A 25,529-nucleotide genomic window follows, 5' to 3' on the forward strand; every position below is an offset into this window, starting at 1 on the left:
ATGCAACTAAAGCCTGCTGAGCTTATCATCAATGAAGATGGTAGCATTTATCATCTCAATTTATTACCAGAAGATATTTCAACTACCATTATAACAGTTGGCGATCCAGATAGGGTACATCAAGTATCTAAACATTTTGATACTATAGAGGTTAAAAAGGGTAAGCGTGAATTTCACACACATACCGGTCATTTGAACGGTAAGCGTATTTCAGTTATCTCTACGGGAATCGGAACAGACAACATCGATATCGTTTTAAACGAGTTAGATGCCTTGGTAAATATCGATTTCAAGACAAGAACGCTTAAAGAAAATCATACTTCTTTAAATATTATAAGAATTGGAACTACTGGTGCCATACAACCAGATATTCCCATTGATTCTTTCTTGATCAGTAAATATTCAATTGGTTTTGATGGTTTGTTACACTTCTACGAGCATGATAAAATCAACTATCCTGAGATAGAAGATGAGTTTATAGCTCATACATCGTGGGATGCTTACAAAGCGAGACCATATGTATTATCCTACTCCGAAAAGCTTGGGGAATTGTTCAGCGATAATCGTATACGATTAGGCTTCACAGGAACAAATACGGGGTTCTATGGACCACAACAACGTCAACTGAGAATTAAGCCCAGCCAAATGGAACTCATGGAGAAATTATCGACCTTCAGTTACAAAGACTTAAAATTGACCAACCTAGAAATGGAAACTTCAGGCATATATGCACTAGCTCAACTTCTTGGTCATGAAGCCGTATCTCTAAATTGTATTTTGGCCAATAGATCAACCGGCGAATTTTCTATTACGCCTACCGAATCTGTCGATAAGCTCATTGAATTTTGCTTGAAACGATTGGCTTAACATTCTTTTACAATTTTTTACTATTGTACTTCTTATTTTTGCGCAAATCTTATCATGAAAAAAGACAACCTGAAGCATAGAGATATTAATTGGCTCTATTTTAATGAACGTGTTTTGCTTGAAGCTAAAAGTATCGACACGCCTTTGTTGGAGCGATTAAAATTCTTGGCTATTTTTTCTTCTAATTTAGATGAATACTTTAAAGTGCGTGTTTCTCAACTTCGCCAAATTAAGCATCTAGACAAAAAGTTTCGAAAGAAACTAATGTTTAAGGCGAATAGCACCTTACAACAAATTTTAAAAACCATAAACGAGCAGCAAATCGAATTTGGAAATGTAATAAAAGCGACACTTTCAGAACTTGAAGAACATAATATTTATGTTCGCAACACATCAAACTTTACAAACGAGCAAAAACAATTTTTAGCATCGTTATTCGATGACAGCATTAAAGAATTTTGCTCGGTACATAAAGAAAACTTAGAATTAACCGATGGGGCACTATATTTGGCGGTTACACATTCTGACCATAAATATAGCATTGTAGCGATACCGACAGAAAATCAAGATCGATTTATAGCTTTACCGGGCGACGGTCATCAATTTTGTTATTTAGATGATGCTATTAGGCTGAATATTCAAAAATTACTGCCCAACAAAGATATTGATGCCTGTTATTCCATCAAAATTTCTAGGGATGCCGAATTATATTTAGAAGATGATTATTCTGATATTGAATTAGTAGAAAAAATTTATAATTCATTAGATAAACGTTTATCAGGACAAGCTACTAGGCTTCTTTACGACGAAACTATGCCTAGTTGGTTAATTGATGCTTTAAAAACGGACTTCAATTTAGGTTCGGTTGATTTATCGCCTGGCGGAAAGTATCACAATTTATCCGACTTCTTTTCTTTTCCCATTCCGGAAGGTACAGAACACTTACAATACCAAGTTAAACCGGCATTACCACATCCAGAACTATCCTATGCCGAAAATATCTTTGAAAGCATTTCAACAAAAGACCAATTGGTACATTTTCCGTATCAAGACTTTAAGGTTGTTGAAGAATTTTTGACCACGGCAGCTACCGATCCTCAGGTAAATGCTATAAAAATGACTATTTATCGTATTGCAAAGTCGTCTTCTCTTGCAGATGCTATTTTAACGGCATTAGATAACAATAAACAAGTCACCCTATTTGTTGAAGCCCAAGCTCGATTCGATGAGGCCAATAATATTAAATGGGGACGTATTTTCGAGGAAAAAGGTGCTAAAGTCATTTTTAGTATCCCACAAGTAAAGGTACATTCTAAAATAGCAATGGTCTATCGTACCGAAGAAGATAAGGTAAAACGTTATGCCTACATCGGTACTGGTAATTTCAATGCCAAAACCTCTAAAATATATTGTGATCATGGTCTCTTTACCGCTAATAAAAAAATTACTAAAGACTTAGGTCAAGTATTTCAAGTATTGGAAAGAAAAATTATAGTACCAAAGTTGAAACGCCTAATGGTTTCACCTTTTACGACTAGAATTACCTTTTTAAATCTTATTCAGAACGAAATCAATGCTGCTCGCGAAGGCAGAAAAGCTGCCATCACCGCTAAAATGAACAGTCTTGAAGACTCTGATATGATTAAGGCTTTATACAGAGCAGTTAATGCCGGTGTTGATGTTCGCCTTATTGTCAGGGGGTTTTGCTGCTACTTAACAGCTAACGAAGATCCTAAAGAGGGAATGAAGGACAATATTTACATTACAAGTATCATAGACCGTTATTTAGAACATGGTAGAATTTACCTTTTTGAAAACGGTGGAGATGAACTTATGTATATTGGTTCTGCAGATTGGATGACCCGAAACTTAGATAGACGAATAGAAGTGTTGACTCCCATTCTAGACCCAGATATTTTTGATGAGTTGAAACATATTCTAACGCTACAGCTAAATGACAACCAAAAAGCACGTGTATTAGATTTAGAAAATTCTAATGAAAAGGTTGCTCAGGCTCCAGGTCAAGAAGATATACGTTCTCAATATGCCATTTACGATTACCTTAAAAATAAATTAGATGAAAACCGTTAAGATTATTGGTGTACCAGAACATTTTAACCTTCCGTGGCATTTAGCTATCGAAGAAGGTGCTTTTGAAGAAAGAGGCATCAACTTAGAATGGACAGAAGTGCCCGAAGGTACTGGCAGAATGAGCGAAATGCTTAAAAATAAGGAGACCGACCTAGCTATCATCTTAACCGAAGGAATAGTAAAAAGTATAACGGAAGGTAATGAGGTTAAAATTATTCAAGAATACATTGCCTCGCCCCTACTTTGGGGAATTCATGTGAACGGCAATAGTTCATATAGCTCTCTAAATGATTTAAAGGACACCACAGCTGCTATTAGCCGTTATGGTAGTGGTAGCCACTTAATGTCTTACGTTCAAGCTACAAATATGGGCTGGGACACTGAAAATTTGAAATTCAATTTAATACATAATCTTGATGGAGCAGTTGAGAGTCTATCTTCTGGTACGGCAGATTATTTTATGTGGGAGCGTTTTACCACAAAACCGCTTGTAGATAGCGGTGTATTTAAGCATTTAGGAAACTGCCCCACACCATGGCCGTGTTTTGTCTTGGTAGGTACTGATTCATTTTTAAAGGAAAATGAGGGTATATTGAACCATATTCTCGAAATCATCAACATGTATACGGTTGAGTTCAAACAAATTCCGAGAATCGATAGCACGTTAGCAAACCGATACCATCAAAAACTAGAAGACATACAAGAATGGCTACAAATTACCGAATGGAGCCAGAAACAAATACCTGAGGCTACATTAATCAAAGTTCAGAATACACTGAAGGAACTCAATTTGATAGATAAAGTAATTCCTGTAAATGAAATTCTAAAGTAATTTAGATTGCCGCTAAACTATAATGCTTTTGAATCAACGCTTTAAACGTCTCATCTGAAAGTGGTTTCTGGGCAAAATCGGCAATGTACTTATTGTTTACTGCACGTTCTTTATCTTCTTTGTTATCACTGATAGTCACAAGAACAATAGTTATCTGCTCCTTTAATTTTTTAGGCACTAATTCTTCATAAGCGTTCATAAACTGCCATCCGTCCATTACCGGCATTCTTAGGTCTAACATGACCATACATGGCAATTCTAACTGCTCTTGACCTTTACCAAGAATAAAATCAATGGCTTCTTGACCGTTTAGGGCAGAATTAATATTCACATCCATATCCAATTTATTGATAAAGATGGAATGTAAGAAGTTGCTTGCATCATCATCATCTACCAGTAAAATAGTATTCAACCTTTCTAAATTATTCATTTGAGCTGTTATTTAAGTTGTTAATTACAATTGTACCCCAAAGTACAATCTAAATTTAAAACATTTAATAAGTATCTAACTTACCACGCTATATTTTTATTGCCTAAATCTTCTAGTATTTTATTGCAAGATGAAAAATGCTTGTTTCCAAACCAATATCCTCGATTGGCACTTAAAGGTGATGGATGACCAGATGTCAACAAGTAATGCCTATCTGCATCGATAAGTTTTGCCTTTTTCTTTGCATAACCACCCCAAAGCAAAAAAACAATATGCTCATTACTCTCTGAGAGTTTTGAAATTACAGCATCCGTAAAAACCTCCCAACCCTTTTTTTGATGGCTTCCGGCTTCATGAGCTCTTACCGTAAGCGTAGCATTTAATAAGAGAACACCCTGATTAGCCCAATGTTCAAGATTGCCACTTTCGGGGTAAGGATTACCTAAATCACTCTCAATTTCTTTAAAAATATTGATTAATGAAGGTGGATGCTTAATACCTTCTTTGACCGAAAAACATAATCCGTTTGCTTGATCATGACCATGATAAGGGTCTTGACCAATAATAACGACTTTTGTATCTTCAAATTTACAGTAATTAAAAGCAGAAAATATATCGGCATACTCTGGATAACAATTATGCTCGTTGTATTCGCGTTGTACGAATTGCATTAAATCTTTGAAATAGGGTTTGTCAAATTCTGGCTGCAACTGATCTTTCCAACTCTTTACCAAATCCATATCCATGGCGCTTAATTTTTTATAGCATCAAAGTTACTGTTAACCCTGCTGTTGGACAATACCCAAATTCATCAGACCGTGTTCTATTTCACCCGACATAAATTAGTAATTTTTGTTTACACTTTATTTTATGAGTCGACACGATCTCATTTATAAAATTTCATTGTCAATGCGTACCTTTGCAACTCATTAAAACATAACGTGGCTAACATACATTCCAAAACATTACAAGACTTAGAATTTCCTTCTGTATTAAAACAAGTTTCTGCGCGTTGCCATACGGAATTGGGTAAAGAAGCTGCATTAGAAATTGCACCATTTATCACTGACGAGGTAATTAAGGTAGAACTTGGCAAAACAGCCGAATATTTATCTTCTCTTATCAGTGAAAACCGAATTCCTAATCATGGTTTCGATGCAATAAATGCCGACCTGAAGCTTCTAAAGATTGAAAACACAACTTTAGAATTACAAGGCTTCAAGAGAATTGCCAGCATTTGTACCACTGTGGCACAGCACCAAAAATTCTTTAAAAAATTTAAAGAATATTATCCCCTTTTCCATGATTTCGCCTTGAAACTGGAGCAGAACGCTGAAATTCCGATTTTAATCAACAATGTCATTGACCGTTTTGGTGAAGTAAAAGACAACGCATCGGATGAATTATTTAGTATTAGAAGGCAAATAAACATGGTTCGTGGTAAAATCAGTCAAAGTTTTGGCTCTGCACTGAATACCTACCAAGCATCTGATTATTTAGATGAAATTAGGGAATCTGTCGTTGAAAACAGGCGTGTTTTAGCAGTTAAGGCAATGTACCGCAAGAAAGTAAAGGGTGCGGTTATGGGTACATCAAAAACCGGAAGTATCGTTTACATAGAGCCTGAAGCCGCATTAAAATACAGCCGAGAGCTCAATAACCTAGAGTTTGAAGAAAAGGAAGAAGTTCAGCGTATTCTTAAGCAACTAACAAATCAAATAAGACCATTTAGGGCGCTTTTAAGCGATTATCAAGATTTTCTGACTCAAGTGGATGTTATAGCGGCGAAAGCCAAGCACGCAGAAGATATTGATGCTCTATTGCCTAAAATCAATTCCGATAATAAATTGTTTTTGCGAGATGCATACCATCCGCTGTTGTTTTTGAACAATAAGCGTAAGAATGAAAAGACCTATCCGCAAACTATCGAACTACATCAAGAAAATAGAATTATAGTTATTTCCGGACCTAATGCCGGCGGTAAAAGTATTACACTAAAAACCATTGGTTTACTTCAAGTAATGCTTCAAAGCGGAATGCTGATACCTGTTCATGAAAGAAGTGAAGTTTGTTTCTTTAAAAAGATTTTGACAGATATTGGTGATAACCAAAGTATTGAAAATCATCTAAGTACGTACAGTTATCGCTTAAAGAACATGAACCAATTTTTGAAGCGTTGCGACCATAACACCCTGTTTCTAATCGATGAATTTGGTACAGGTAGTGATCCAGAATTGGGTGGTGCTTTGGCTGAAGCCTTTCTAGAAGTCTTTTATGAAAGAGGCTCATACGGCGTTATTACAACACACTATGCAAATCTTAAAGCTTTGGCCAATGAATTACCACATGTCACTAACGCCAATATGCTTTTCGATGGTAAAACATTAGAACCTACTTTTCAACTGATTTTAGGACAAGCCGGTAGTTCATTTACCTTCGAGGTGGCCCAAAAGAACGGAATCCCCTACTCGCTTATTAATAAAGCGAAGAAGAAAATAGAGCGTGGCAAAGTTCGTTTCGACGCTACCATTGCAAAACTACAGAAAGAGCGCAGTAAAATGGCTCAAACAGGTTCAAGACTAAAAGAAGAGGAAACTAAAGCGAGAGAAGAAAACGAAAGATTAGAAAAGCTAAACGCTAAAATCAAATCTAAACTTGAAAACTACCAAGAGCTATACGACCATGACCAACGTATGATACAGTTGGGCAACAAAGTAAATGTTGCTGCCGATAAGTATTTTCAGGATAACAAAAAACGTCCTTTAGTTTCTGAGCTATTGAGAATCGTCGAGACAGAGAATAGCAAAAGAAAAAAGAAAACCGCTAATCAAGCCAAGGCAGAACGTGTTAAAAAAGCGAAAGTCGCTGAAGAAGTTCAAAAAGAAGTGAAGGTAATTCGAGAAAAAAAGAAGGTGGAAAAGAAAAAAGCCGTCTTTAAGGAAAAGAATAAACCAAGACCCGTTTTTAACATAGGTGACCGTGTTCGTATGTTAGACGGTAAAGCAGTTGGTAGTATTGATTCTCTTGAAAAAGGTAAGGCTATTGTAAACTACGGCATATTTACGACAAACGTAAGTGTAGACCAGCTTGAAATGGTCGAAAGGAAAAAATAAACCTCTATATCAATTAGTTACAAAATATCGTATACGATTTTATAACAATTTGAAACTTTAATTATATTGAATAGTTTAGGTTAAGATCAATTATTTCTCGTTTGAATATTATGGAATTGTTGTGAAAAATTGATTAAATATTGTTTTAATTTTACAGTGTGAATTCAAATAAAAAAATCATTCTTTTTGATGGTGTTTGCAACTTATGCAACAGCAGTGTTCAGTTTGCTATAAAACGAGATGAACATGATATTTTCAGGTACGCTGCCATACAAAGTGAAACGGGCAAAAAGTTATTGGCCGAGCGCAATATTGATACCGATGAGATTGATTCTATTATTTTAATAGAACCGAATATCGCCTATTACACCAAATCAACCGCGGCTCTCGAAATCGGTAAAGATTTAAAAGGCATTCGTACTGTTTCTTCTATATTACTATGGCTACCAGAGTCTTTTAGGAATATCGTATACGATTTTATTGCCGCTAATAGATACAAGTGGTATGGTAAAAAAGACGCCTGTATGATTCCTACCGAAGAATTAAAGAGCAAATTCATATAAAAATTAAACAAGCGCTTCTCTTCTTAGCGTTTTTTAATCCTAACAGTAATTCTTTTATTCCTATTACTCGTAACTTCAGTCGTTTGCAATTTTATGACTTATCTTTTCGATGTTACATAAAACATTGAATTAAATGAGTATGGCAAAAAGAAAACGTTATAAGAAAAAAAGGTATATGTTACCAGTTGCACTTATAGTACTGCTCATTATTATTCGGCTATCCCTCCCCTATTTTATAAAGAACTATGTAAACAATGTTCTTGCAGACATACCTGGTTATTACGGTCAAGTTAAAGATATAGATCTATCCATTATTCGTGGGGCTTACACTATTCATGATATGTACTTGAATACCGTAAATGCCAATACTGAAATCCCTTTCTTAGATTTAAAAAAAACCGACATTTCTATAGAATGGAATGCACTTTTTCATGGTAAAATTGTTAGTGAAATTGAAATGACCGAACCTACTGTAATTTATGTATTTGAGGATCAACAAGACACCACAGGTCAAGCCAATACAGAAGACTGGTCAAAAGCACTTACCGGTTTAGTCCCTATTGATATTAACCAATTCACTATAAAAAATGGAAAATTTGCTTTTTTACAATTACAGGCAGACCCAAATATAGACCTACATCTATCTAACGTACAACTATCTGCTTCTAACCTTAGAAATGTTATAGAAGAATCAAGAACACTACCTTCTAACATTCATGCCACAGCAACTTCAATTGGTAATGGGAATGTGGTATTAGATGGGGATATGAATTTAGTAAAAGAAATTCCTGATATGGATGTGGCTTTTAGTTTAAAAAACGCTAATGCTAAAGCGCTTAACGATTTCACCAACCATTTTGCGGGTATCGATTTTGATGAGGGCTCGTTCGATTTATTTGCGGAACTAGCTATTGCCGACGGTTACTTGAAAGGCTCTTTCAAGCCCATTTTAAAGAACGCAAAACTAATAGGTAAGGACGACGGATTTCTAAAAACCCTCTGGGAAGGATTTGTAGGCTTTTTTAAGTTTGTTCTAAAAAACCACAAACAAGATACACTTGCCACTAAAATACCGGTTGAGGGCGACTTAAATAATGTAAAAACAAAGGTTTGGCCTACCGTAACAAGAATATTTAGAAATGCATGGATTCAAGCTTATAAGGATGTAGTAGATGATGATCTTAACTATCAAGATGCCACTGAAGGTGCAGATAAGCTTAAATAGAGAACAAGCCATGAACAATAAAATAAAGAAAGTCGCTTTAATAGGTTATTCCGCAAAAGGAGTTGTATACGCAATGACCGGTGTACTGACCTTCTTAACAACTATTAATATGGGTGGCCAAAAAGCGGGTAAATTATCAACTATTGACTATTTAGAAGAACAAAGTTTTGGTGCATCTATTGTCATAGTATTAGGACTCGGATTACTATGTTATGCATTATGGCGATTATTACAAGGCATCATGGACCCTGAAAATATAGGGACCGAACCCAAAAACATAGTAAAGCGAATTGGTTTTACAATTAGTGGAATTATCTACGCAGGTTTGGGATTGATTGCAATCATTGATGCTTTGGATATTATTCTTTTGACTGGTAACGGAAATTCAAAATCTTCTATACTTTCGGGCACTAGCGGGTCTATAATATTTGTAATTATCGGAACCGGATTAGCCTTAAAAGGTACGTACCAATTTATAAAAGCGTATAAAGGAGACTTCCTTGAAAAGTTTCAAATAGGGTCAATTTCATCTATTAACAAAAGAAAATATATCAAAAAAATTGGCTATGCCGGACTAATTTCCAGAGGAATTGTCACGAGCATTGTCTCGTATTTCTTTATAACAGCCGGTATGAACCTTAGAGGAACAAGCTCTCAAAAACTAAAAGGCACTTCAGAAGCTTTTTCATTCATCCAAGAACAAGTATACGGCAGATGGCTTTTAGGAATTGTTGCCTTGGGTTTAGTTTGTTATGGGTTGTTTATGTTCAGTACAGCTGCTTACCGCAAGTATAATAACTAAATGAGCTTATTTTTTATAGTTATCATCCCAATTCTTGATTTTAGGTTCATTTAATTTACCTACAGATTTCGCCACCATCATTGAAACAGACGCATCTCCTGAAACATTAATAACGGTTCTGCACATATCTAATGGTCTATCCACCGCAAATATTAATGCCAAACCAGCCTCTGGTATACCTGCCTGAGCAAGAACGATGACTAACATGACCATACCGGCTCCTGGTACGGCAGCACTTCCTATTGAAGCCAAGGTTGCGGTAACAATAATTCCTAGTTGCGCCGATAAACTTAAATCCATTCCAAAAGCTTGTGCAATAAATACAGCGGCAATCGCTTGATACAAACTAGTACCATCCATATTAATTGTGGCGCCTATAGGCAATACAAAACTTGTCACTTCTTCATCTACACCCAAATGTTCTTCTACCCTTTCCATAGTCACAGGTAAGGTAGCTGCGCTTGAACTCGTTGAAAACGCTAGTAATTGAGCTGGTGACATACCCTTCATAAATGTACTCGGCGACGTTTTTGTAAAAACCCACACCAAAATAAGATATACACCTAACATTAATGACAATCCTAAAACAACGCAGAATGCATACCATGCCAATGCCTTAAATAAATCTAAACTTGGTGATTCTACAATTAATGCCGCCAACAGGGCAAATACACCATATGGTGCTGCGAGCATTATTAAATCTATCAGCTTTAAAATAACCTCATTGAATCCGTCAAAGAATTTTTTAACAGGTGAGGCTTGTTCTTCAGGTATAAGTATGAGTCCAATACCAAAAAAAATAGCGAAGAATATTACTTGCAACATATTACCATTGTCAGAAGCTGCCGCAAAAATATTACTTGGCACTAAATCTTCCAACGCTTGTAATGGTCCGGCTTCCTTTTGCTTATCTGCCTTACTTTTAATAGCATCAGCATCACCTTTGTAATTTTCTACAAGTTCTGTTCTGGTTGCCTCTGTTATTGAAGCACCCGGTTTTACAATGTTTACAACACCCAAACCGATAGTAACGGCAATAACGGTAGTAGCGATATAAATACCGATAGTACGACCGCCCATTTGAGAAAGTTTAGAAATATCCTTTAAATCAGATACTCCTTTTATCAATGAACCTAGTATTAGAGGAACGGCAATTAACTTTAATGAGTTGATGAAAATATTACCAAAAGGTTTGATCCAATCTGAAATAATTTTTGGTCCCCAATCTAATTGAACCATGGCTAAAGCAAATAAAACTCCTGCTAACATTCCTATTAGAATTTGCCAATGCAACTCAAGCTTCCTCATATATAAATTAGTTTAGGGAAGTAAGATAGTATTTTGCAAGGAAAAGTGCTAAAAACGGAACCTATAATTTGATGGTCCTGTTCAATAAGGTGTAATCTGCTAAAACCAATGCGGTCATAGCCTCAACAATTGGTACAGCCCTTGGAACTACACAAGGGTCATGCCTACCTTTACCCTGTGTTTTAATGGTATTCCCCTCTTTATCAATTGTTTCGTAGCCTTGAATTACAGTTGCTACTGGCTTAAAAGCGACATTGAAATAAATGTCCATTCCGTTACTTATTCCGCCCTGAATACCGCCACTATAGTTGGTTTTTGTAGAACCATCATTATTAAATTGATCGTTGTGTTGACTACCTTTCATCTTCACACCTTCAAAACCGCTACCATATTCAAAGCCTTTAACAGCGTTTATCGATAACATGGCCTTGCCTAATTCGGCATGAAGTTTATCGAAAACAGGCTCTCCTAAACCAATCGGTACATTTTTGGCTACACAGGTAATAATACCTCCAATGGTATCGCCGTCTTTTTTAATAGACTTGATATATTCTTCCATCTTTCCTGCCATTTCCGGATCAGGACAACGTACGTCATTACTTTCTGTTAACGATAAATCTAATTCGGTGTAATGCTTACCTAAACTCATATCTCCTACTTGAGATACAAAAGCTTGAATTTCTATTCCTTTTAAAAACTGCTTTGCGATAGCGCCTGCTACTACTCTACTTGCCGTTTCACGTGCTGAACTTCTACCACCGCCACGGTAATCTCTAAAGCCATACTTCTTATCATAAACGTAATCTGCATGTGAAGGTCGGTACGAATCTTTTATATGTCCGTAATCTTTAGATTTTTGATTGGTATTATGAATAGCAAAGCCAATTGGTGTCCCCGTAGTTTTACCTTCAAATATTCCAGAATAAAATTCTACTTCATCTGGCTCTTTTCTTTGGGTAACAATAGCCGATTGACCTGGTTTACGACGATTAAGGTCATTTTGTATGGCGTCGAAATCTAATTCTATTTCGGACGGACAGCCATCAATAACTCCTCCAATTGCTTTTCCGTGAGATTCTCCAAAAGTGCTTACCCTAAATATGTTTCCAAAGGTATTTCCAGCCATAATAAATGCGTTCTTAATGATGTAATACTGATTGTAAAACTTACAAATCAACCGACTTCAAAGGTAAATGTTAAATGCTGGAATGAAAAATTTAAAAAGCGCATAATATTAGCTTAACATTACTTATTTGTGATAATGATTAGTTAACCTTATGATTAGAAATTATTGACCAAGTAAGTAACTGCCGCCTATACAATTAGGTTTAATTTTGCCCTAAAAATTATCTCCTTGAAAAAACGCCGACTGGAAATAGCTGTGCTTTCTGACATTCACTTGGGTTCTTACGCATGCCATGCAGAAGAATTACTAACATACCTATCTAGCATTGACCCAAAGATCTTAATTCTGAATGGCGATATATTAGACGCAAAGAAAATGCGTAACAATTACTTTCCTCCCTCCCATTTACAAGTAGTCAAGAAAATATTTTCGTTAGCCTCAAAAGGTACCGATGTGCACTTCATTACCGGTAACCGCGACGAACCTTTTCGTAAAATTGATGAGATTTATATGGGAGCAATACAAGTTTCCAATAGATTGATACTAAAACTTAATGGGAAAAATACGCTTTTTTTTCACGGAGACATTTTCGATTTTTCGTTTCGACACTCGCAATGGCTTTTGAATTTCGGAGGAACAGGTTTTGACCTGCTTTTAAAACTTGCAAAGTTTAAGACAAAAACAATGCGTCTTTTCGGAAAGAAAAATAAACCTTTTTCAAATCCGGAATTGGAATATGGAGAACGTGACCCTATTCAAATTGCACTTTTTGAGAAAAACGTAGCAAAAATGGCTATTAAACAACATTATGATACCATAATTTGTGGTCATAGCCATGCTCCAAACAAGCAACTATTTGAAACAAAAAAAGGAGAATGTCTTTACCTTAACTCTGGAGATTGGGTAAAACACATGACCGCCCTTGAATACTCTTTTAAACGCTGGAAACTGTACCGTTACGAAAATGATAAACTTGCTTCTTTTTATATGGACGAAGAACTAAAGTCTATGAATATGAATGAGCTTATTGAAACAATTACACAACGAAAGGCTAGAGAAAGACATAATCAAAAAGAGAAAGACGGACTTGAAAGTTAGTCACTACACCAAAGCTTCTTTCAATATACTAACCGGATGCTGTGCTATTCTCTTTGTACCATCAAAAATTTGATGTCTACAACTTGTACCATTGGCTGCGATAATTGTCTCTGGAGTTGATTTATTAACTGCAGGGAATAATTTTAATCCGCCAATTTTCATACTAGTTTCATAATGCTCTTCTTCATACCCAAAAGAACCTGCCATACCACAACACCCAGATGCTATAATGGTAACCTTATAATTTGTTGGTAGATTCAATACATCAAAAGTTACTTTCTGATTACTCAACGCTTTTTGATGACAATGATTGTGAATTTTTATATCTCTAGTTTCTTCTGTAAAATCAGACGAATTTAAATTGCCATCTGCTATTTCTTTTGCCAAGAACTCTTCTATCAAAAATGAGTTATCAGCTATTTTTTGTGCTATCTCTTTATTAGATGTCATACGCTTATATTCATCTCTAAAAGATAGTATTGCCGAAGGCTCTAAACCTAAAACCGGTAAACCAGCATCTGCGAACTTCTTTAATTCTTGGGTGTTCTTAACTGCCAGTTTTTGAGCCTGTTTTAAAAAGCCTTTTGAAAGAAATGTTCTTCCGCTTTCGGCATAATACAAATTAACATCGTAGCCAAGTTTCGTTAATAGCTCAATAGCATCTTTACCAACTTCAATATCTAAGTATTTGGTAAATTCATCAATAAATAAAATCACTTTTTGTTTTGACTTACTATTTTGATTACCAAATTTTTGAAGGTATTTATCGAAATTAAAACTATAAACCTTGGGCAAAGTACGTTCTTTTGCTACTCCGCTCGTTTTTTTCAACAATCCGCCAAGAAATTTAGAATCATAAATAGTATTTGTAAGACCAGAAACTTTGCTTCCCAAGCCGTTTAGCTTGGTGTTATAGGCAAACAATTTTCCTCGTAAAGAATACCCATTCGCTTCTTGATATTGGTATAAAAATTCGGCTTTTAAAGTAGCAACATCTACATTACTTGGACATTCACTTGCACAGGCCTTACAACTTAAACAAAGATCAAAAGCCTCTTTAATCTCAGGACTATCGAAACTATTCTTTGCCGCACTATCAGGATTAGTTAAAAACTCTCTTAAAGTATTTGCTCTACCTCTGGTAGTATCTTTTTCGTTTTTGGTTGCATGATAACTAGGGCACATACCACCGTTCATATGATGGGTCTTTCTGCAGTCACCACTACCATTACATTTTTCTGCCGCCTTAAGTATACCTTCACTATCAGAAAAATCCAATAAAGTCTTAATCTCTGGTTCTATGCGATCCACCTCATATCGAAAAGATTTATCCATAGGGTAGGCATCTACAATTTTACCCGGATTGAATATGCCTTTTGGATCAAAATAAGATTTGATTCTTCTTAACAGTTCATAGTTCTTTTCACCGATCATTATGGGTATAAACTCGGCACGTACAATACCATCGCCATGCTCACCACTAAACGAACCTTTATACTTTTTGGTAAGCTTGGCAACGTCGGTTGTAATATCTCTAAACAACCCAACATCGGTTGATTTCTTTAAGTTTAGAATAGGTCGTAAATGCAATTCGCCCGCCCCTGCATGTGCATAATACACCGCACTCTGACCATAACCCTTCATAATCACAGAAAACTCTGCTATAAAATCTTTAAGATCCGGTAATGCAACTGCAGTATCTTCAATACACGCCACAGCTTTCATATCACCAACTATATTTCCCAGCAAACCTAAGCCTGCTTTACGTAGCTCTATCGCTTTAGGGATTTGATCTCCGTATAGTACAGGGTTCGAGTAACTGAGTCCCGACTGGGCTATAGTCTTTTGTAACGATGCTATAGCCTCATTCAATTCAGCTTCTGTATGTGCCGATACTTGTAACATTAATAGTGCCGCAGGATCACCTTCTACAAAAAAACGATTAGCCAATTGCGCACGGTTATTCTTTGTGCAATCTAAAATGACCTTATCCATCATTTCGCACAATTGCAATGGGTGTTCCATAACAGGTACCACATCCATTAGACAATCTTCTAAAGACGTATAATGCGTAACGACCATTGCCGATAACGCTGGTGGCAAATCATTTAATTGAACCGTAATTTCTGTTGTAAAAGCTAAAGTACCTTCGCTACCGCATAGCAATTCTGACATATTGAAGTAAGGTAAATCACCACCGAATACATCGGACTTCAATAACTCGTCGACAGCATAACCCGTATTTCTCCTATGTATTTCTGGCTTCGGAAAGTTCTCTATAATTTCAGAAGCTATATCTTTATTATCGAGTTCTTTAAATATGCCTTTATAAAGTGATGCTTCAAATGTGTTTTCTTGCTGCTTTTGTTTGAATTCTGCCGCTGTTATTCTTCCAAATTCAGCTTCACTACCATCTGATAAGATGGTTTTCATTGAGATAACCTTATCTCTCGTTACCCCATATTGAATTGATGTGGTACCCGATGAATTATTACCGACCATACCACCGATCATACATCTATTTGAAGTTGATGTATTGGGACCAAAGAACAATCCGAAGGGTTTTAGATATTGATTTAACTCATCTCTTATAACGCCCGGCTGAACGGTTACCTGCTTCTTTTCTTGATCTAAACTTAGTATTTCTGTGAAATGCTTTGACACATCAACGACTAAACCGTCACCTACACATTGCCCTGCTAAAGAAGTACCTGCGGTTCTAGGTATAAGACCAATATTTTCATCGTTGGCAAACCTTATAATTTTTTTGATATCATCGACGCTTTTTGGAAAAGCGGCACCTAATGGTATTTTTCTATATACAGACGCATCTGTAGCGTAAATGGTCTTGGTAAGATTATCAAATCGTACATCTCCCTCTATTTCTTGTTGTAACTTTGACAGCGAATTATTATCCAACTTAACACAATTTTGAATGCTAAATTAAGTTTTATTGTGTGAGGTACATTACAAATGGACTCATTTTTAATCACAAAAAAGAATAACTATATGAAGATTTTAAAAGGTATTGGCGTATTACTATTTATGGCAACTTGTACACTTTCTGCACAAGAAATTTCAGATCATGCATTAGGATTACGATTAGGAGATAGTGACGGATTCGGGGCTGAAGTCAGTTATCAAAAATCTCTTACACGAGACACTAGGGTCGAATTTGACCTTGGATGGAGGGATAGTAGAAATTTTAATGCGTTTAAAATAGCGGGGCTTTACCAGTGGGTGCGACCAATTGAAGGTGATTTTCAATGGTACTACGGTGTTGGTGGCGGATTAGGAAATGTGGATTTTCCTGGTGATGATGGCGGTCTATTCGTTTTTGCCGCTGGTGATATCGGTATCGAATACAATTTTGACATTCCATTGATTCTTTCTTTAGATTTTAGACCTGAATTAGGAGTTGTCGGTTACGACGGCTTCTCAGATAACTTCGATTTTGACATTGGACTAGGTATTAGATACCAATTTTAATTGCAAATAACAATTTATTATTAAGACCTCTAACCATTGTGTTAGAGGTCTTTTTTTATATCCCATATATAAGTACATTTGTAACTTAACCTAAGTGAAATTTATGAAAAATAGTATTTTAATACTGCTTGCAGGAGTCTTATTTTTTAGCTGCAACTCAAAGCCTGAAAGCTTTACCCTTAATGGAAAACTTAGAGGCGAAATGACTGATGGCACTCGTGTTTTCTTGAAGAAAATAGGAGAAAATAATCAACCAATGGAAGTTGATACCGCTACCACAACAAATGGTGAGTTTACCTTTACCGGAAAATCTGATATTCCCGAACTACACTACATCTTTGTTGAACAACTACCTGGCTACACTGCTGTAATTCTTGAAAACGGAGAAATACAATTTAGTGCTCAAAGAGATAGTATGGGCTTCGCTGATATAAGCGGAACTTTCCAAAATGACGCTTTCGCAGACTATATGGAACAATCGAGAGAAATTTCAATGCAAGCGCAATCTATACAACAAGATATGAAAGCTGCATCGGGTGAGGCTGCATTAGCTTTGCAAGACGAAATGAAGGAGTTACAAGAAGAGTATAAAACCTTTGAATTGGATTATGTAAAAGGTCACCCTAACGCCCTAATATCTGCGTTGGTTCTAGATAGAGCACTTGCTACAAAAGCAGTTGAATTAGAAGAAGCAGAAGTAATTTACAACACGTTATCTGAAGAAATTAAAAGCTCTAAACCAGGGAAGCAAATTTTAGAAGGTATTGAAAAACTAAAGGTATCTGAAGCTGCAGGCAAAAATTCTAGTATTGGTGCTAAAGCTCCTGAATTCTCAGGTCCGAGTCCAGATGGAACAGAACTTGCTTTAAAAGATGTAATGGGAAAAGTAACCTTGATCGATTTTTGGGCAGGATGGTGCAGACCTTGCAGAGCTGAGAACCCTAATATCGTTGCTGTTTATAATAAGTATCACGACAAAGGATTAAACGTTCTAGGTGTTTCTTTAGATAGAACCGATGAAGCTTGGAAAAAAGCAATCGCGGAAGACGGATTGGTTTGGAACCATATTTCAAACATCGCTTATTTCGATGATAAAATTGCTAAATTATATAATGTAGATGCAATACCTGCTGCATTCTTATTAGATGAAAACGGAATCATTGTTGCCAAAAATTTAAGAGGTCCTGCACTTGAAGCAAAAGTTGCCGAGCTACTGAATTAAGATATAATTAAAAATAAAAAAACCCTCAAGGTAGCTACCTTGAGGGTTTTTTTATTGCATATTCGACTTAGAACTTACCATAATAATCATTAAATGTTCCGGTAATAGTTGCGCCGTTTGCTTTTGTAACGGAACCCCAAATAGCAGCAATAGGATTATCGCCTAAAAACTCTAACGTTGCTCCTTCCTCTAAAATTAAATCTCCATATACAGCCATCGTTCCCTCAACTCGAAGTGTCGCTCCAGCTTTTACAACGATATCTCTTTGACGATTAACTCTACCTATCACAATAGTTCCGTTCATTTCGAATAAACCGTTTTCATTTATCGTTAAATCATTTTTAACGGTCCAAGAACCACATAACAATAAAGAGCCATTTACCGTGATTGAATTAAATCTCTTAGAGCCTGAAAACGCTTCTTCACTACCTTGCGCTACGGTATAATTAGAGCTTCCATTAAAAGATTCTAAATTCTCACAGCTACTCACTAAACTTTCCGTTGGTCTATTCAATTTAATAATCTGAAAACCTGATCTTCCTGACGCTGCAAAGATATAATCACCTTTAGATGCCACATAGTTGATTGAACCTGTTAATTCGATTACACCTACAGCAGATGCATCGCTATCAATGTTCTCAGATAGACTCAAACCACCTGCCCCATTGGCCATTAACAATATATCTTCGTTAACTGCAACACCATTGGTAACAATCTCACCAGGTTCTGCATTCTCAGGACTTGTAAGTATAGGCAAGTATTCTATAAGGTTACCTGAGGTCGCGTTGTAAATACCAGCACCTTTACTACCTTCAGACACAATTATTTTATCATTTGAGAAATCTAGAGTCCTCTTGGCATCTACACCAAAATCAGAATCTATATTAATACTTCTCACCTCATTCAAAGCTGCATCTAAAAAGCTTACTCCAGTAGCAGCGTCCAATACAGCTATTTCGCTACCATTATAAGCGACAGAACGTAAATCTGCAAAAGCAGCTTCACTTATTACACTTAAATCATTTTTATCGTATACAACTACAAAACCATCTTGACCGCTGGTAACGACGACATTGTTATCAACAACACGTATATCTGTGGCATTAAAGCCTTCTTGAAAGCCATACGAAATATTAGAAGTATTCATTCTACCGCTACTTACAGCTATTTTAGCCACTAAGGAATTAGCAGTTGCCGTAACGGACTGTTCTGCATCTACACCACCTACCACATATATATAGCCATTATCATAGGCTATAGAATTTAAATCTGCATTGGTATAATATACTCTAGAAGTAACTTCAGGATTATTAGGATCACTGATATCGATAACGTCAATGGCACCTACATAATCCATACCGACAGTATTGTAGGATACATAACCATAATCACCATCTAAAACTACGTGTGTGGCAGCTAGGTTTTCACCATTACTAAATGATGGAGGTGCTATTTGAGCGATTAAGGTAAGTGGGTAGTCGCCAGCTTCTTCTTTTCCTGTTAAACTTGATCTTTTGGCACTGTTAATTGGATCTTCATAAATATCCAACACTCCAGCACGATCAAAACTAATACTATTATCAAGTTTAGATTGATCGGTTTCAGATACTAAATTATCCTCTGGGTTTTCAAAAACCGTGGTCTCATCACTACAACTTGCTACAAAAAACGAAGCAAGAATTGACAAAATCCATACTTTTCTTACAGATAGGTTTGATTTCATTATAATCGGGGTTTTTGCATTAACGACCCGAGTTGCCCTATTGTTGTCTATATACAGAGAAATACGATGAAATGCACATAATTTAGGTGATTAATACACTTTATCCTAAAATAATTAAAAAAGCAATCTAAATCTTACCCATTTTTTCAAGTACTAACAACAGAAGTATAGGTAATGCCAGTAAACCAACCATTAGGGTTTCTGTTTGCAACAAGCTAGGCATGAACAATAAGGTACAAGCATACCCCCCAATCGCTCCTCCAAAATGAGCGGTATGCCCAATATTGCCTAATCGCTTTTTCATACCATAAATTGAGTATAATAAATAACCAATACCTACAACGTAGGCCGGTACAGGAATTGGAATAAACATAATACCTAATTGCATATTTGGCTGCAATAGAATAGCTGAATATAAAATACCGGTTACAGCACCACTTGCTCCCACCGCCGAATAATAAGGCTCATCTTTATGAAAGCTTAATGCCAATAAACTACCACCAATAAGACTTACGGCATAAATAATTAAAAACTGAGTTGTACCAAACCAATTAATCACTACACCTGCGAAGAAATAAAGTGTAAGCATATTAAACAATAAATGTGAAATATCTACATGCAAAAAACCCGATGTTGCCATACGTTCTTTCTGACCTGCTTTAATTGCCCCAATACTAAATTTGTAGCGTTCAAAAAAAGTAGTATCATTGAATCCCTTCATTGACACTAATACATTTGCCGCTATTATTGCTATGGTCGCTATATCAATGTTGTACATTACCTGCCATTTATTTGGCGTCAAATATAACTATATTTGCCCATAATTTTTTTGAAAATGCAACTACTGGCCTTTGTTTTAATCTATCCATTTTTATGGGTTGTTTCTATTTTGCCACATCGCTTATTTTATGGTTTATCTGATATTGCCTGTTTTTTTATTTACCGTGTATTCGGGTATAGAAGAAAAGTGGTTCAAGAGAACTTGAATTTAGTCTTTCCTGATAAGTCTGCAGATGAAATTCATCGTATCGAGAAAGAATTCTACAAACACCTTTGTGATATGTTTTTAGAAATGGTCAAAACCATGAATCTTAGCAAAGAGGCTGTTGCCAAAAAATACCACATTGTAAATCCAGAAGTTTTACTGGAGATCGAAAAAGAACGAAGCATTATTATTTTATGCGCACACTATGCCAATTGGGAATGGAATGTAAGTATTAATAATTACGTCAACTCCAAAGGGTATGCAGTTTACCAAAAAATAAACAACTCTTATTTTGATAATTTCATCAGAAAAGTAAGAGCGCGCTGGAACACAACCTTAATTACACAAGCCCAAACCGCTAAAACGGTTATTCAGAATTACAGAAATAATGTGCGGTCAACTTATGGAATGGTCAGTGATCAATCTCCACAAGCGCACAGAGCACACTATTGGACGGATTTCATGGGTATTACCGTTCCTATTTTCAACGGCGGAGAAGCATTAGCCCGTAAAACAGGATTAGCTACAGTATTTTTAAAAGTAAGTAAGGTAAAACGCGGTCACTACAAAGCAGAGTTTATTCCTATAGCCATTAATAGTAAGGAAACTAAAGAACACGAAATTACAAACAGATTTTTAAGATTTACCGAAGAACAAATTCGAGAAAAACCAGAATATTACCTATGGACCCACAAACGCTGGAAACACAGAGGAAAACAACCTGCGGCATTTGCCGAAGTTGGGTAATTTCAATAAAAGAAAAACCGGAAGCAGTTGAACTGCTTCCGGTTTCTTATTTAATAACAGATATTGAAATTATAAACCTGCTATAGACTTTATCTCTCCAATAATTCTGTCCGCTAAATCATCTGCTTCTATCTGACTTTTAGCTTCTGTATATATTCTAATAATTGGCTCTGTATTTGATTTTCTAAGATGCACCCAGTTTTCAGCAAAATCAATTTTTACACCATCAATTGTAGACAACTCTTCATTTGCATACTTTTCTGCCATAGATTTTAAAATACCATCCACATCTAAACCAGGTGTCAATTGAATTTTCTTTTTACTCATGTAGTAACTTGGGTAACTAGCTCTTAATTCTGCTACTGTACCACCTTTTTCAGCCATCAACATTAAAAACAAAGCTGTACCTACTAATGAATCTCTACCGTAATGACTTTCAGGATATATGATACCTCCATTACCTTCACCGCCAATAATAGCATTATTCGCTTTCATTTTGGTAACTACATTTACTTCGCCAACAGCTGCGGCTTCATATGTTCCGCCATGTTTTTGAGTAATGTCGCGCAATGCACGAGAAGATGATAGGTTAGAAACCGTATTTCCTTTTGTTTTACCTAAAACATAATCAGCACAAGCGACCAAGGTATATTCTTCACCGAACATTTCACCATCATTACTAATAAACGCCAAACGATCTACATCTGGATCTACTACGATACCGAAATCAGCTTTTTCTTTAACTACTAAATCGCAAATATCTTTTAAATGCTCTTTTAATGGCTCCGGATTATGTGGAAAATGACCAGTTGGTTTACAATACAACTCCACCACTTCTACTCCGAATTCCTTTAAAAGCTTTGGTATAGCTATGCCACCGGTAGAATTTACACCGTCAACTACTACTTTGAATTTAGCTTTTTTAACTACTTCGGCATCTACTAAAGAAAGGTTTAAAACTTCATCTATATGTATATCGATATAACTATCATTTTTATTTATGACCCCAAGATCATCAACATCAGAAAAATCAAAATCTTCTTTTTCTGCGATTTCCAAAATTTTAGCTCCTTGTGCAGCATCTAAGAATTCTCCTTTTTCATTTAACAACTTTAAGGCATTCCATTGTTTTGGATTATGACTTGCTGTTAATATAATTCCCCCATCGGCATTCTCCATTGGTACGGCTATCTCTACAGTTGGTGTTGTAGATAAATCTAAATCAACAACATCGATACCTAAACCTATTAAAGTAGAAACTACAAGGTTCTGTATCATCTCCCCAGAAAGACGGGCATCGCGACCAATAACAACTTTTAACTTGTCCTTTTTAGAATAGTCTTTCAACCAGATGCCGTAAGAAGCAGCAAACTTTACTGCATCAATAGGTGTAAGATTGTCTCCTGGTTTACCTCCAATTGTTCCTCGTATTCCTGAAATAGATTTTATTAGTGTCATATAATCTTAATAAGTTTTTTGCAAATATAAACGTATCATACTTATCACTATTGCCCTTCTTTGTAAATTCGAACTACTAAGCATAATTTAGGCGAATGAATTTTTTAGCTCATATATTCCTGTCTTTTAACGACAAAGAAATTACCATAGGCAATTTTATAGCGGATAGCATTCGCGCCAATAAATTTGACCACCTACCAACAAAAGTACAGAAAGGCATAAAACTTCACCGCCATATAGATACATATACCGATAGCCATGCGATACCAAAAATTAGCAGCAAAAGACTACATGCAAACTACAGTCATTACAGCCGAGTTATCGTAGATATCTACTATGATCACTTTTTAGCAAAAAACTGGTCTACATATTCTGATATTCCGTTGGATGTTTTTGTAGATGACTTCTATGATCTTTTAGAAGATAATTACGAAATTTTGCCCATCGGGATAAAAAAAATGATGCCCTATATGATTTCTGATAATTGGATTTTCAACTATTCAAAAATGGATGGAATTGCTCGTGTACTGAACGGTATGAACCGTAGAACGAATAATAAATCTAAAATGAATTTTGCCATCATAGACCTTGAAGAACATTATGATGCTTTTGAAGAAGAATTTACTGAGTTCTTTGAAGAACTTATTACTTTCTCGAAAGATAAATTTACATCAATAGTAAATAAAAAATAATATAATACTTTGATATACAAAAATTTAATTTGAATTACTTAAACTAAAAAATTAAACTAACTATGAACCAACTTAAATTAATATTAATGCTAACTGCATTCGTAATTTTAGCCAGTTGCAAAGAGAATCCTGCGACACCAACAGGCACAGTTACCGAAAAAGCAATGGTAGTATCTGCTCGCGAAGAAGCCTCTAAAATAGGTAGTGATATTATGGAAAAAGGCGGTAACGCTTTTGATGCCATGGTTGCTACTGAAATGGCTCTTGTTGTCGCTTACCCATTTGCAGGAAATCTTGGTGGCGGCGGATTCATGGTATACAGAAAAGCAGATGGTGAAGTTGGTGCTTTAGATTATAGAGAAAAAGCACCATTATCTGCACACAAAGATATGTACCTAGATTCTTTAGGTAACGTGATTCCCGGTAAAAGCACTTTAGGTGCCACTGCTGTTGGCGTACCCGGTACCGTTGCCGGTATTATTGAGGTTCACAAAAAGTTTGGATCACTTCCATTAGAAGAGATTATGACTCCGGTTATTGCTCTAGCAGAACGTGGTGTTGTAGTTACCGCTAATCAAGAAAAACGATTGGCTAGTCAACGAGATAAATTTATAGAGGTAAACACTGACAGCACTAAATTTGCTACTGTATTCAAAACTAATGACACCATTAAATATCCTGCACTGGCAAATACTTTTAGAAGTATAGCCACGTATGGTAGAGACGGATTCTACAAAGGTGAAGTAGCTAAGAAACTCGCCACTTTCATTCAAGAAAAAGGGGGATATGTTACAGAAGAAGATTTAGAAAAATACCAGGCGGTATGGAGAGACCCAATCTCATTTGACTATAAAGACTTGCACATCATTTCTATGAGTCCGCCTAGCAGTGGCGGTGTTACCATCAATCAGATATTCAAAATGATGGAAAAGCACGATGTAGCCAAACTCGGTCATAACTCCCCCAAAATGGTACAATTATTTACAGAAGCATCGAGAAGGGCTTATGCCGATAGGAACTACTTTTTAGGCGATCCTGACTTTGTTGAAATACCATATGATAGATTATTGAGTGACGAATACCTTACTGAAAGAATGGCTAATTTTTCTTTTGACAAGGCCACTAAATCTTCTGAAGTTGAACATGGAAATATTGAGATAGTAGAAAGTATGGAAACTACCCACTACTCTATTGTAGATCAAGAAGGTAATGCCGTCTCTGTAACAACAACATTAAATGGTGCGTATGGCTCTAAACTATATTCAGATGAGTTAGGCTTCTTCTTGAATAATGAAATGGATGATTTCAGCGCTAAAGCTGGTGTACCCAATATGTTCGGGCTGGTTGGTGCAGAAGCTAATAGCATAGCGGCAGAAAAAAGAATGTTAAGCAGCATGACCCCTACTATCGTTGAACGCGATGGTAAGTTATGGATGGTTCTAGGTACGCCTGGTGGCTCTACCATCATAACTGCAGTTGCACAAACCATATTGAATGGATATGAGTTTAAAATGAGTATGCAAAATGCTGTAAATGCTCCGCGTTTTCATCACCAATGGTTGCCAGATATGGTCATCTTTGAACCAGACGGATTCTCTGCTGAACTAAAAGAAGAATTAAAATCTAAAGGATATATTATCAATGAAGAAAGAACCCCAATTATTGGTAAAGTTGATGCTATTCGCGTTTTAGCAAATGGTAAACTTGAAGGGGGTGCCGATAAACGTGGAGATGATGCTGCCGTCGGATTTTAGACTA

General features: G+C 36.1%; 21 protein-coding genes. 13 read left to right on the forward strand and 8 right to left on the reverse strand.

All coding sequences use genetic code 11. From position 1 onward, the window contains the following. The 3 genes from DFQ03_RS08895 to DFQ03_RS08905 are packed head-to-tail and all read left to right on the forward strand — an operon-like array spanning position 1 to position 3,790. Positions 1–867, forward strand: a complete 867-nt coding sequence (locus tag DFQ03_RS08895) for a nucleoside phosphorylase (protein ID WP_133672822.1) — start codon at positions 1–3, stop codon at positions 865–867. Positions 868–921: 54 nt separating this feature from the next. Next, positions 922–2,958, forward strand: a complete 2,037-nt coding sequence (gene ppk1, locus DFQ03_RS08900; RefSeq protein ID WP_133672823.1) for a polyphosphate kinase 1 — start codon at positions 922–924, stop codon at positions 2,956–2,958. Continuing rightward, positions 2,945–3,790, forward strand: a complete 846-nt coding sequence (locus tag DFQ03_RS08905; RefSeq protein WP_133672824.1) for a substrate-binding domain-containing protein — start codon at positions 2,945–2,947, stop codon at positions 3,788–3,790. Before ppk1 ends, DFQ03_RS08905 begins: the two co-directional genes overlap by 14 nt. Position 3,791: 1 nt before the next feature. Here DFQ03_RS08905 and DFQ03_RS08910 read toward each other — a convergent pair whose 3' ends face one another. Continuing rightward, the gene (locus tag DFQ03_RS08910; RefSeq protein ID WP_133672825.1) at positions 3,792–4,220 is read right to left on the reverse strand and encodes a response regulator; all 429 of its coding nucleotides are present in this window, start codon (positions 4,218–4,220) and stop codon (positions 3,792–3,794) included. A gap of 80 nt (positions 4,221–4,300) precedes the next feature. Beyond that, positions 4,301–4,966 carry a uracil-DNA glycosylase gene (locus tag DFQ03_RS08915; protein ID WP_133672826.1) on the reverse strand — a complete coding sequence of 222 codons (666 nt, stop codon included), beginning with the start codon at positions 4,964–4,966 and terminating at the stop codon, positions 4,301–4,303. A 195-nt stretch (positions 4,967–5,161) separates the two neighbouring features. Here DFQ03_RS08915 and DFQ03_RS08920 point away from each other — a divergent pair, with 195 nt between their 5' ends. The 4 genes from DFQ03_RS08920 to DFQ03_RS08935 all read left to right on the forward strand — a co-directional run bounded on the left by DFQ03_RS08920 (position 5,162) and on the right by DFQ03_RS08935 (position 9,923). Then, positions 5,162–7,333, forward strand: a complete 2,172-nt coding sequence (locus tag DFQ03_RS08920) for an endonuclease MutS2 (protein WP_133672827.1) — start codon at positions 5,162–5,164, stop codon at positions 7,331–7,333. A gap of 158 nt (positions 7,334–7,491) precedes the next feature. Beyond that, positions 7,492–7,896: a thiol-disulfide oxidoreductase DCC family protein gene (locus DFQ03_RS08925; protein WP_133672828.1), complete on the forward strand. Its 405-nt coding sequence runs from the start codon at positions 7,492–7,494 to the stop codon at positions 7,894–7,896. Positions 7,897–8,035: 139 nt separating this feature from the next. Continuing rightward, positions 8,036–9,121, forward strand: a complete 1,086-nt coding sequence (locus DFQ03_RS08930; protein WP_317128169.1) for a DUF748 domain-containing protein — start codon at positions 8,036–8,038, stop codon at positions 9,119–9,121. Between the two features lie 10 nt (positions 9,122–9,131). Continuing rightward, the gene (locus tag DFQ03_RS08935) at positions 9,132–9,923 is read left to right on the forward strand and encodes a DUF1206 domain-containing protein (RefSeq protein WP_166637455.1); all 792 of its coding nucleotides are present in this window, start codon (positions 9,132–9,134) and stop codon (positions 9,921–9,923) included. Between the two features lie 6 nt (positions 9,924–9,929). On the opposite strand, the gene DFQ03_RS08940 is transcribed toward DFQ03_RS08935, so the two are convergent. Both DFQ03_RS08940 and aroC read right to left on the reverse strand, forming a co-directional pair. Beyond that, positions 9,930–11,231: a dicarboxylate/amino acid:cation symporter gene (locus DFQ03_RS08940; protein WP_133672831.1), complete on the reverse strand. Its 1,302-nt coding sequence runs from the start codon at positions 11,229–11,231 to the stop codon at positions 9,930–9,932. Positions 11,232–11,292: 61 nt separating this feature from the next. Further along, positions 11,293–12,357 (reverse strand): chorismate synthase, encoded by a 1,065-nt coding sequence (gene aroC, locus DFQ03_RS08945; protein ID WP_133672832.1) that lies wholly within the window; start codon positions 12,355–12,357, stop codon positions 11,293–11,295. A gap of 228 nt (positions 12,358–12,585) precedes the next feature. Here aroC and DFQ03_RS08950 point away from each other — a divergent pair, with 228 nt between their 5' ends. Then, positions 12,586–13,455 carry a UDP-2,3-diacylglucosamine diphosphatase gene (locus DFQ03_RS08950; RefSeq protein ID WP_133672833.1) on the forward strand — a complete coding sequence of 290 codons (870 nt, stop codon included), beginning with the start codon at positions 12,586–12,588 and terminating at the stop codon, positions 13,453–13,455. 3 nt (positions 13,456–13,458) lie between these two features. On the opposite strand, the gene DFQ03_RS08955 is transcribed toward DFQ03_RS08950, so the two are convergent. Next, positions 13,459–16,374, reverse strand: coding sequence for an FAD-binding and (Fe-S)-binding domain-containing protein (locus DFQ03_RS08955; protein ID WP_133672834.1), 2,916 nt, complete (start codon positions 16,372–16,374; stop codon positions 13,459–13,461). A 90-nt stretch (positions 16,375–16,464) separates the two neighbouring features. Here DFQ03_RS08955 and DFQ03_RS08960 point away from each other — a divergent pair, with 90 nt between their 5' ends. Together DFQ03_RS08960 and DFQ03_RS08965 are read left to right on the forward strand one after the other, a co-directional pair. Beyond that, positions 16,465–16,944, forward strand: a complete 480-nt coding sequence (locus DFQ03_RS08960) for a hypothetical protein (RefSeq protein WP_133672835.1) — start codon at positions 16,465–16,467, stop codon at positions 16,942–16,944. Between the two features lie 103 nt (positions 16,945–17,047). Then, on the forward strand, positions 17,048–18,166 hold the full coding sequence (locus DFQ03_RS08965) for a TlpA disulfide reductase family protein (protein ID WP_133672836.1): 1,119 nt from the start codon (positions 17,048–17,050) through the stop codon (positions 18,164–18,166). A 67-nt stretch (positions 18,167–18,233) separates the two neighbouring features. On the opposite strand, the gene DFQ03_RS08970 is transcribed toward DFQ03_RS08965, so the two are convergent. Then, positions 18,234–19,889: an LVIVD repeat-containing protein gene (locus DFQ03_RS08970; RefSeq protein ID WP_133672837.1), complete on the reverse strand. Its 1,656-nt coding sequence runs from the start codon at positions 19,887–19,889 to the stop codon at positions 18,234–18,236. A gap of 127 nt (positions 19,890–20,016) precedes the next feature. Next, entirely contained in the window at positions 20,017–20,667 is a 651-nt protein-coding gene (locus tag DFQ03_RS08975; RefSeq protein WP_133672838.1) for a rhomboid family intramembrane serine protease, read from the reverse strand. Positions 20,668–20,724: 57 nt separating this feature from the next. Here DFQ03_RS08975 and DFQ03_RS08980 point away from each other — a divergent pair, with 57 nt between their 5' ends. Further along, a complete protein-coding gene (locus DFQ03_RS08980; protein ID WP_133672839.1) occupies positions 20,725–21,621 on the forward strand; it encodes a lysophospholipid acyltransferase family protein in 897 nt (298 codons plus the stop codon). Positions 21,622–21,690: 69 nt separating this feature from the next. Here the strand turns inward: DFQ03_RS08980 and glmM are convergent, their stop codons facing one another. Further along, positions 21,691–23,079 (reverse strand): phosphoglucosamine mutase, encoded by a 1,389-nt coding sequence (gene glmM / locus DFQ03_RS08985; protein WP_133672840.1) that lies wholly within the window; start codon positions 23,077–23,079, stop codon positions 21,691–21,693. A gap of 95 nt (positions 23,080–23,174) precedes the next feature. Here glmM and DFQ03_RS08990 point away from each other — a divergent pair, with 95 nt between their 5' ends. Both DFQ03_RS08990 and ggt read left to right on the forward strand, forming a co-directional pair. Next, complete coding sequence (locus DFQ03_RS08990; RefSeq protein ID WP_133672841.1) at positions 23,175–23,771, forward strand: acyl carrier protein phosphodiesterase; 597 nt, start codon at positions 23,175–23,177, stop codon at positions 23,769–23,771. A 62-nt stretch (positions 23,772–23,833) separates the two neighbouring features. Continuing rightward, complete coding sequence (gene ggt, locus DFQ03_RS08995; RefSeq protein ID WP_133672842.1) at positions 23,834–25,525, forward strand: gamma-glutamyltransferase; 1,692 nt, start codon at positions 23,834–23,836, stop codon at positions 25,523–25,525. The last annotated feature ends 4 nt before the right edge of the window (positions 25,526–25,529 follow it).

The sequence above is a fragment of the Maribacter caenipelagi genome, assembly GCF_004364175.1.
Taxonomy (GTDB): domain Bacteria; phylum Bacteroidota; class Bacteroidia; order Flavobacteriales; family Flavobacteriaceae; genus Maribacter; species Maribacter caenipelagi.

Excerpts from the sequence above, each read along its gene's own strand:
- DFQ03_RS08935 (WP_166637455.1), top strand. The coding sequence starts at position 9,132 with ATGAACAATAAAATAAAGAAAGTCGCTTTAATAGGTTATTCCGCAAAA.
- DFQ03_RS08965 (WP_133672836.1), top strand. The coding sequence starts at position 17,048 with ATGAAAAATAGTATTTTAATACTGCTTGCAGGAGTCTTATTTTTTAGC.
- DFQ03_RS08940 (WP_133672831.1), bottom strand. The coding sequence starts at position 11,231 with ATGAGGAAGCTTGAGTTGCATTGGCAAATTCTAATAGGAATGTTAGCA.
- DFQ03_RS08910 (WP_133672825.1), bottom strand. The coding sequence starts at position 4,220 with ATGAATAATTTAGAAAGGTTGAATACTATTTTACTGGTAGATGATGAT.
- DFQ03_RS08895 (WP_133672822.1), top strand. The coding sequence starts at position 1 with ATGCAACTAAAGCCTGCTGAGCTTATCATCAATGAAGATGGTAGCATT.
- DFQ03_RS08960 (WP_133672835.1), top strand. The coding sequence starts at position 16,465 with ATGAAGATTTTAAAAGGTATTGGCGTATTACTATTTATGGCAACTTGT.
- DFQ03_RS08975 (WP_133672838.1), bottom strand. The coding sequence starts at position 20,667 with ATGTACAACATTGATATAGCGACCATAGCAATAATAGCGGCAAATGTA.
- ggt (WP_133672842.1), top strand. The coding sequence starts at position 23,834 with ATGAACCAACTTAAATTAATATTAATGCTAACTGCATTCGTAATTTTA.
- DFQ03_RS08990 (WP_133672841.1), top strand. The coding sequence starts at position 23,175 with ATGAATTTTTTAGCTCATATATTCCTGTCTTTTAACGACAAAGAAATT.
- DFQ03_RS08905 (WP_133672824.1), top strand. The coding sequence starts at position 2,945 with ATGAAAACCGTTAAGATTATTGGTGTACCAGAACATTTTAACCTTCCG.
- ppk1 (WP_133672823.1), top strand. The coding sequence starts at position 922 with ATGAAAAAAGACAACCTGAAGCATAGAGATATTAATTGGCTCTATTTT.
- DFQ03_RS08970 (WP_133672837.1), bottom strand. The coding sequence starts at position 19,889 with ATGAAATCAAACCTATCTGTAAGAAAAGTATGGATTTTGTCAATTCTT.
- glmM (WP_133672840.1), bottom strand. The coding sequence starts at position 23,079 with ATGACACTAATAAAATCTATTTCAGGAATACGAGGAACAATTGGAGGT.
- DFQ03_RS08980 (WP_133672839.1), top strand. The coding sequence starts at position 20,725 with ATGCAACTACTGGCCTTTGTTTTAATCTATCCATTTTTATGGGTTGTT.
- DFQ03_RS08915 (WP_133672826.1), bottom strand. The coding sequence starts at position 4,966 with ATGGATATGGATTTGGTAAAGAGTTGGAAAGATCAGTTGCAGCCAGAA.
- aroC (WP_133672832.1), bottom strand. The coding sequence starts at position 12,357 with ATGGCTGGAAATACCTTTGGAAACATATTTAGGGTAAGCACTTTTGGA.
- DFQ03_RS08930 (WP_317128169.1), top strand. The coding sequence starts at position 8,036 with ATGGCAAAAAGAAAACGTTATAAGAAAAAAAGGTATATGTTACCAGTT.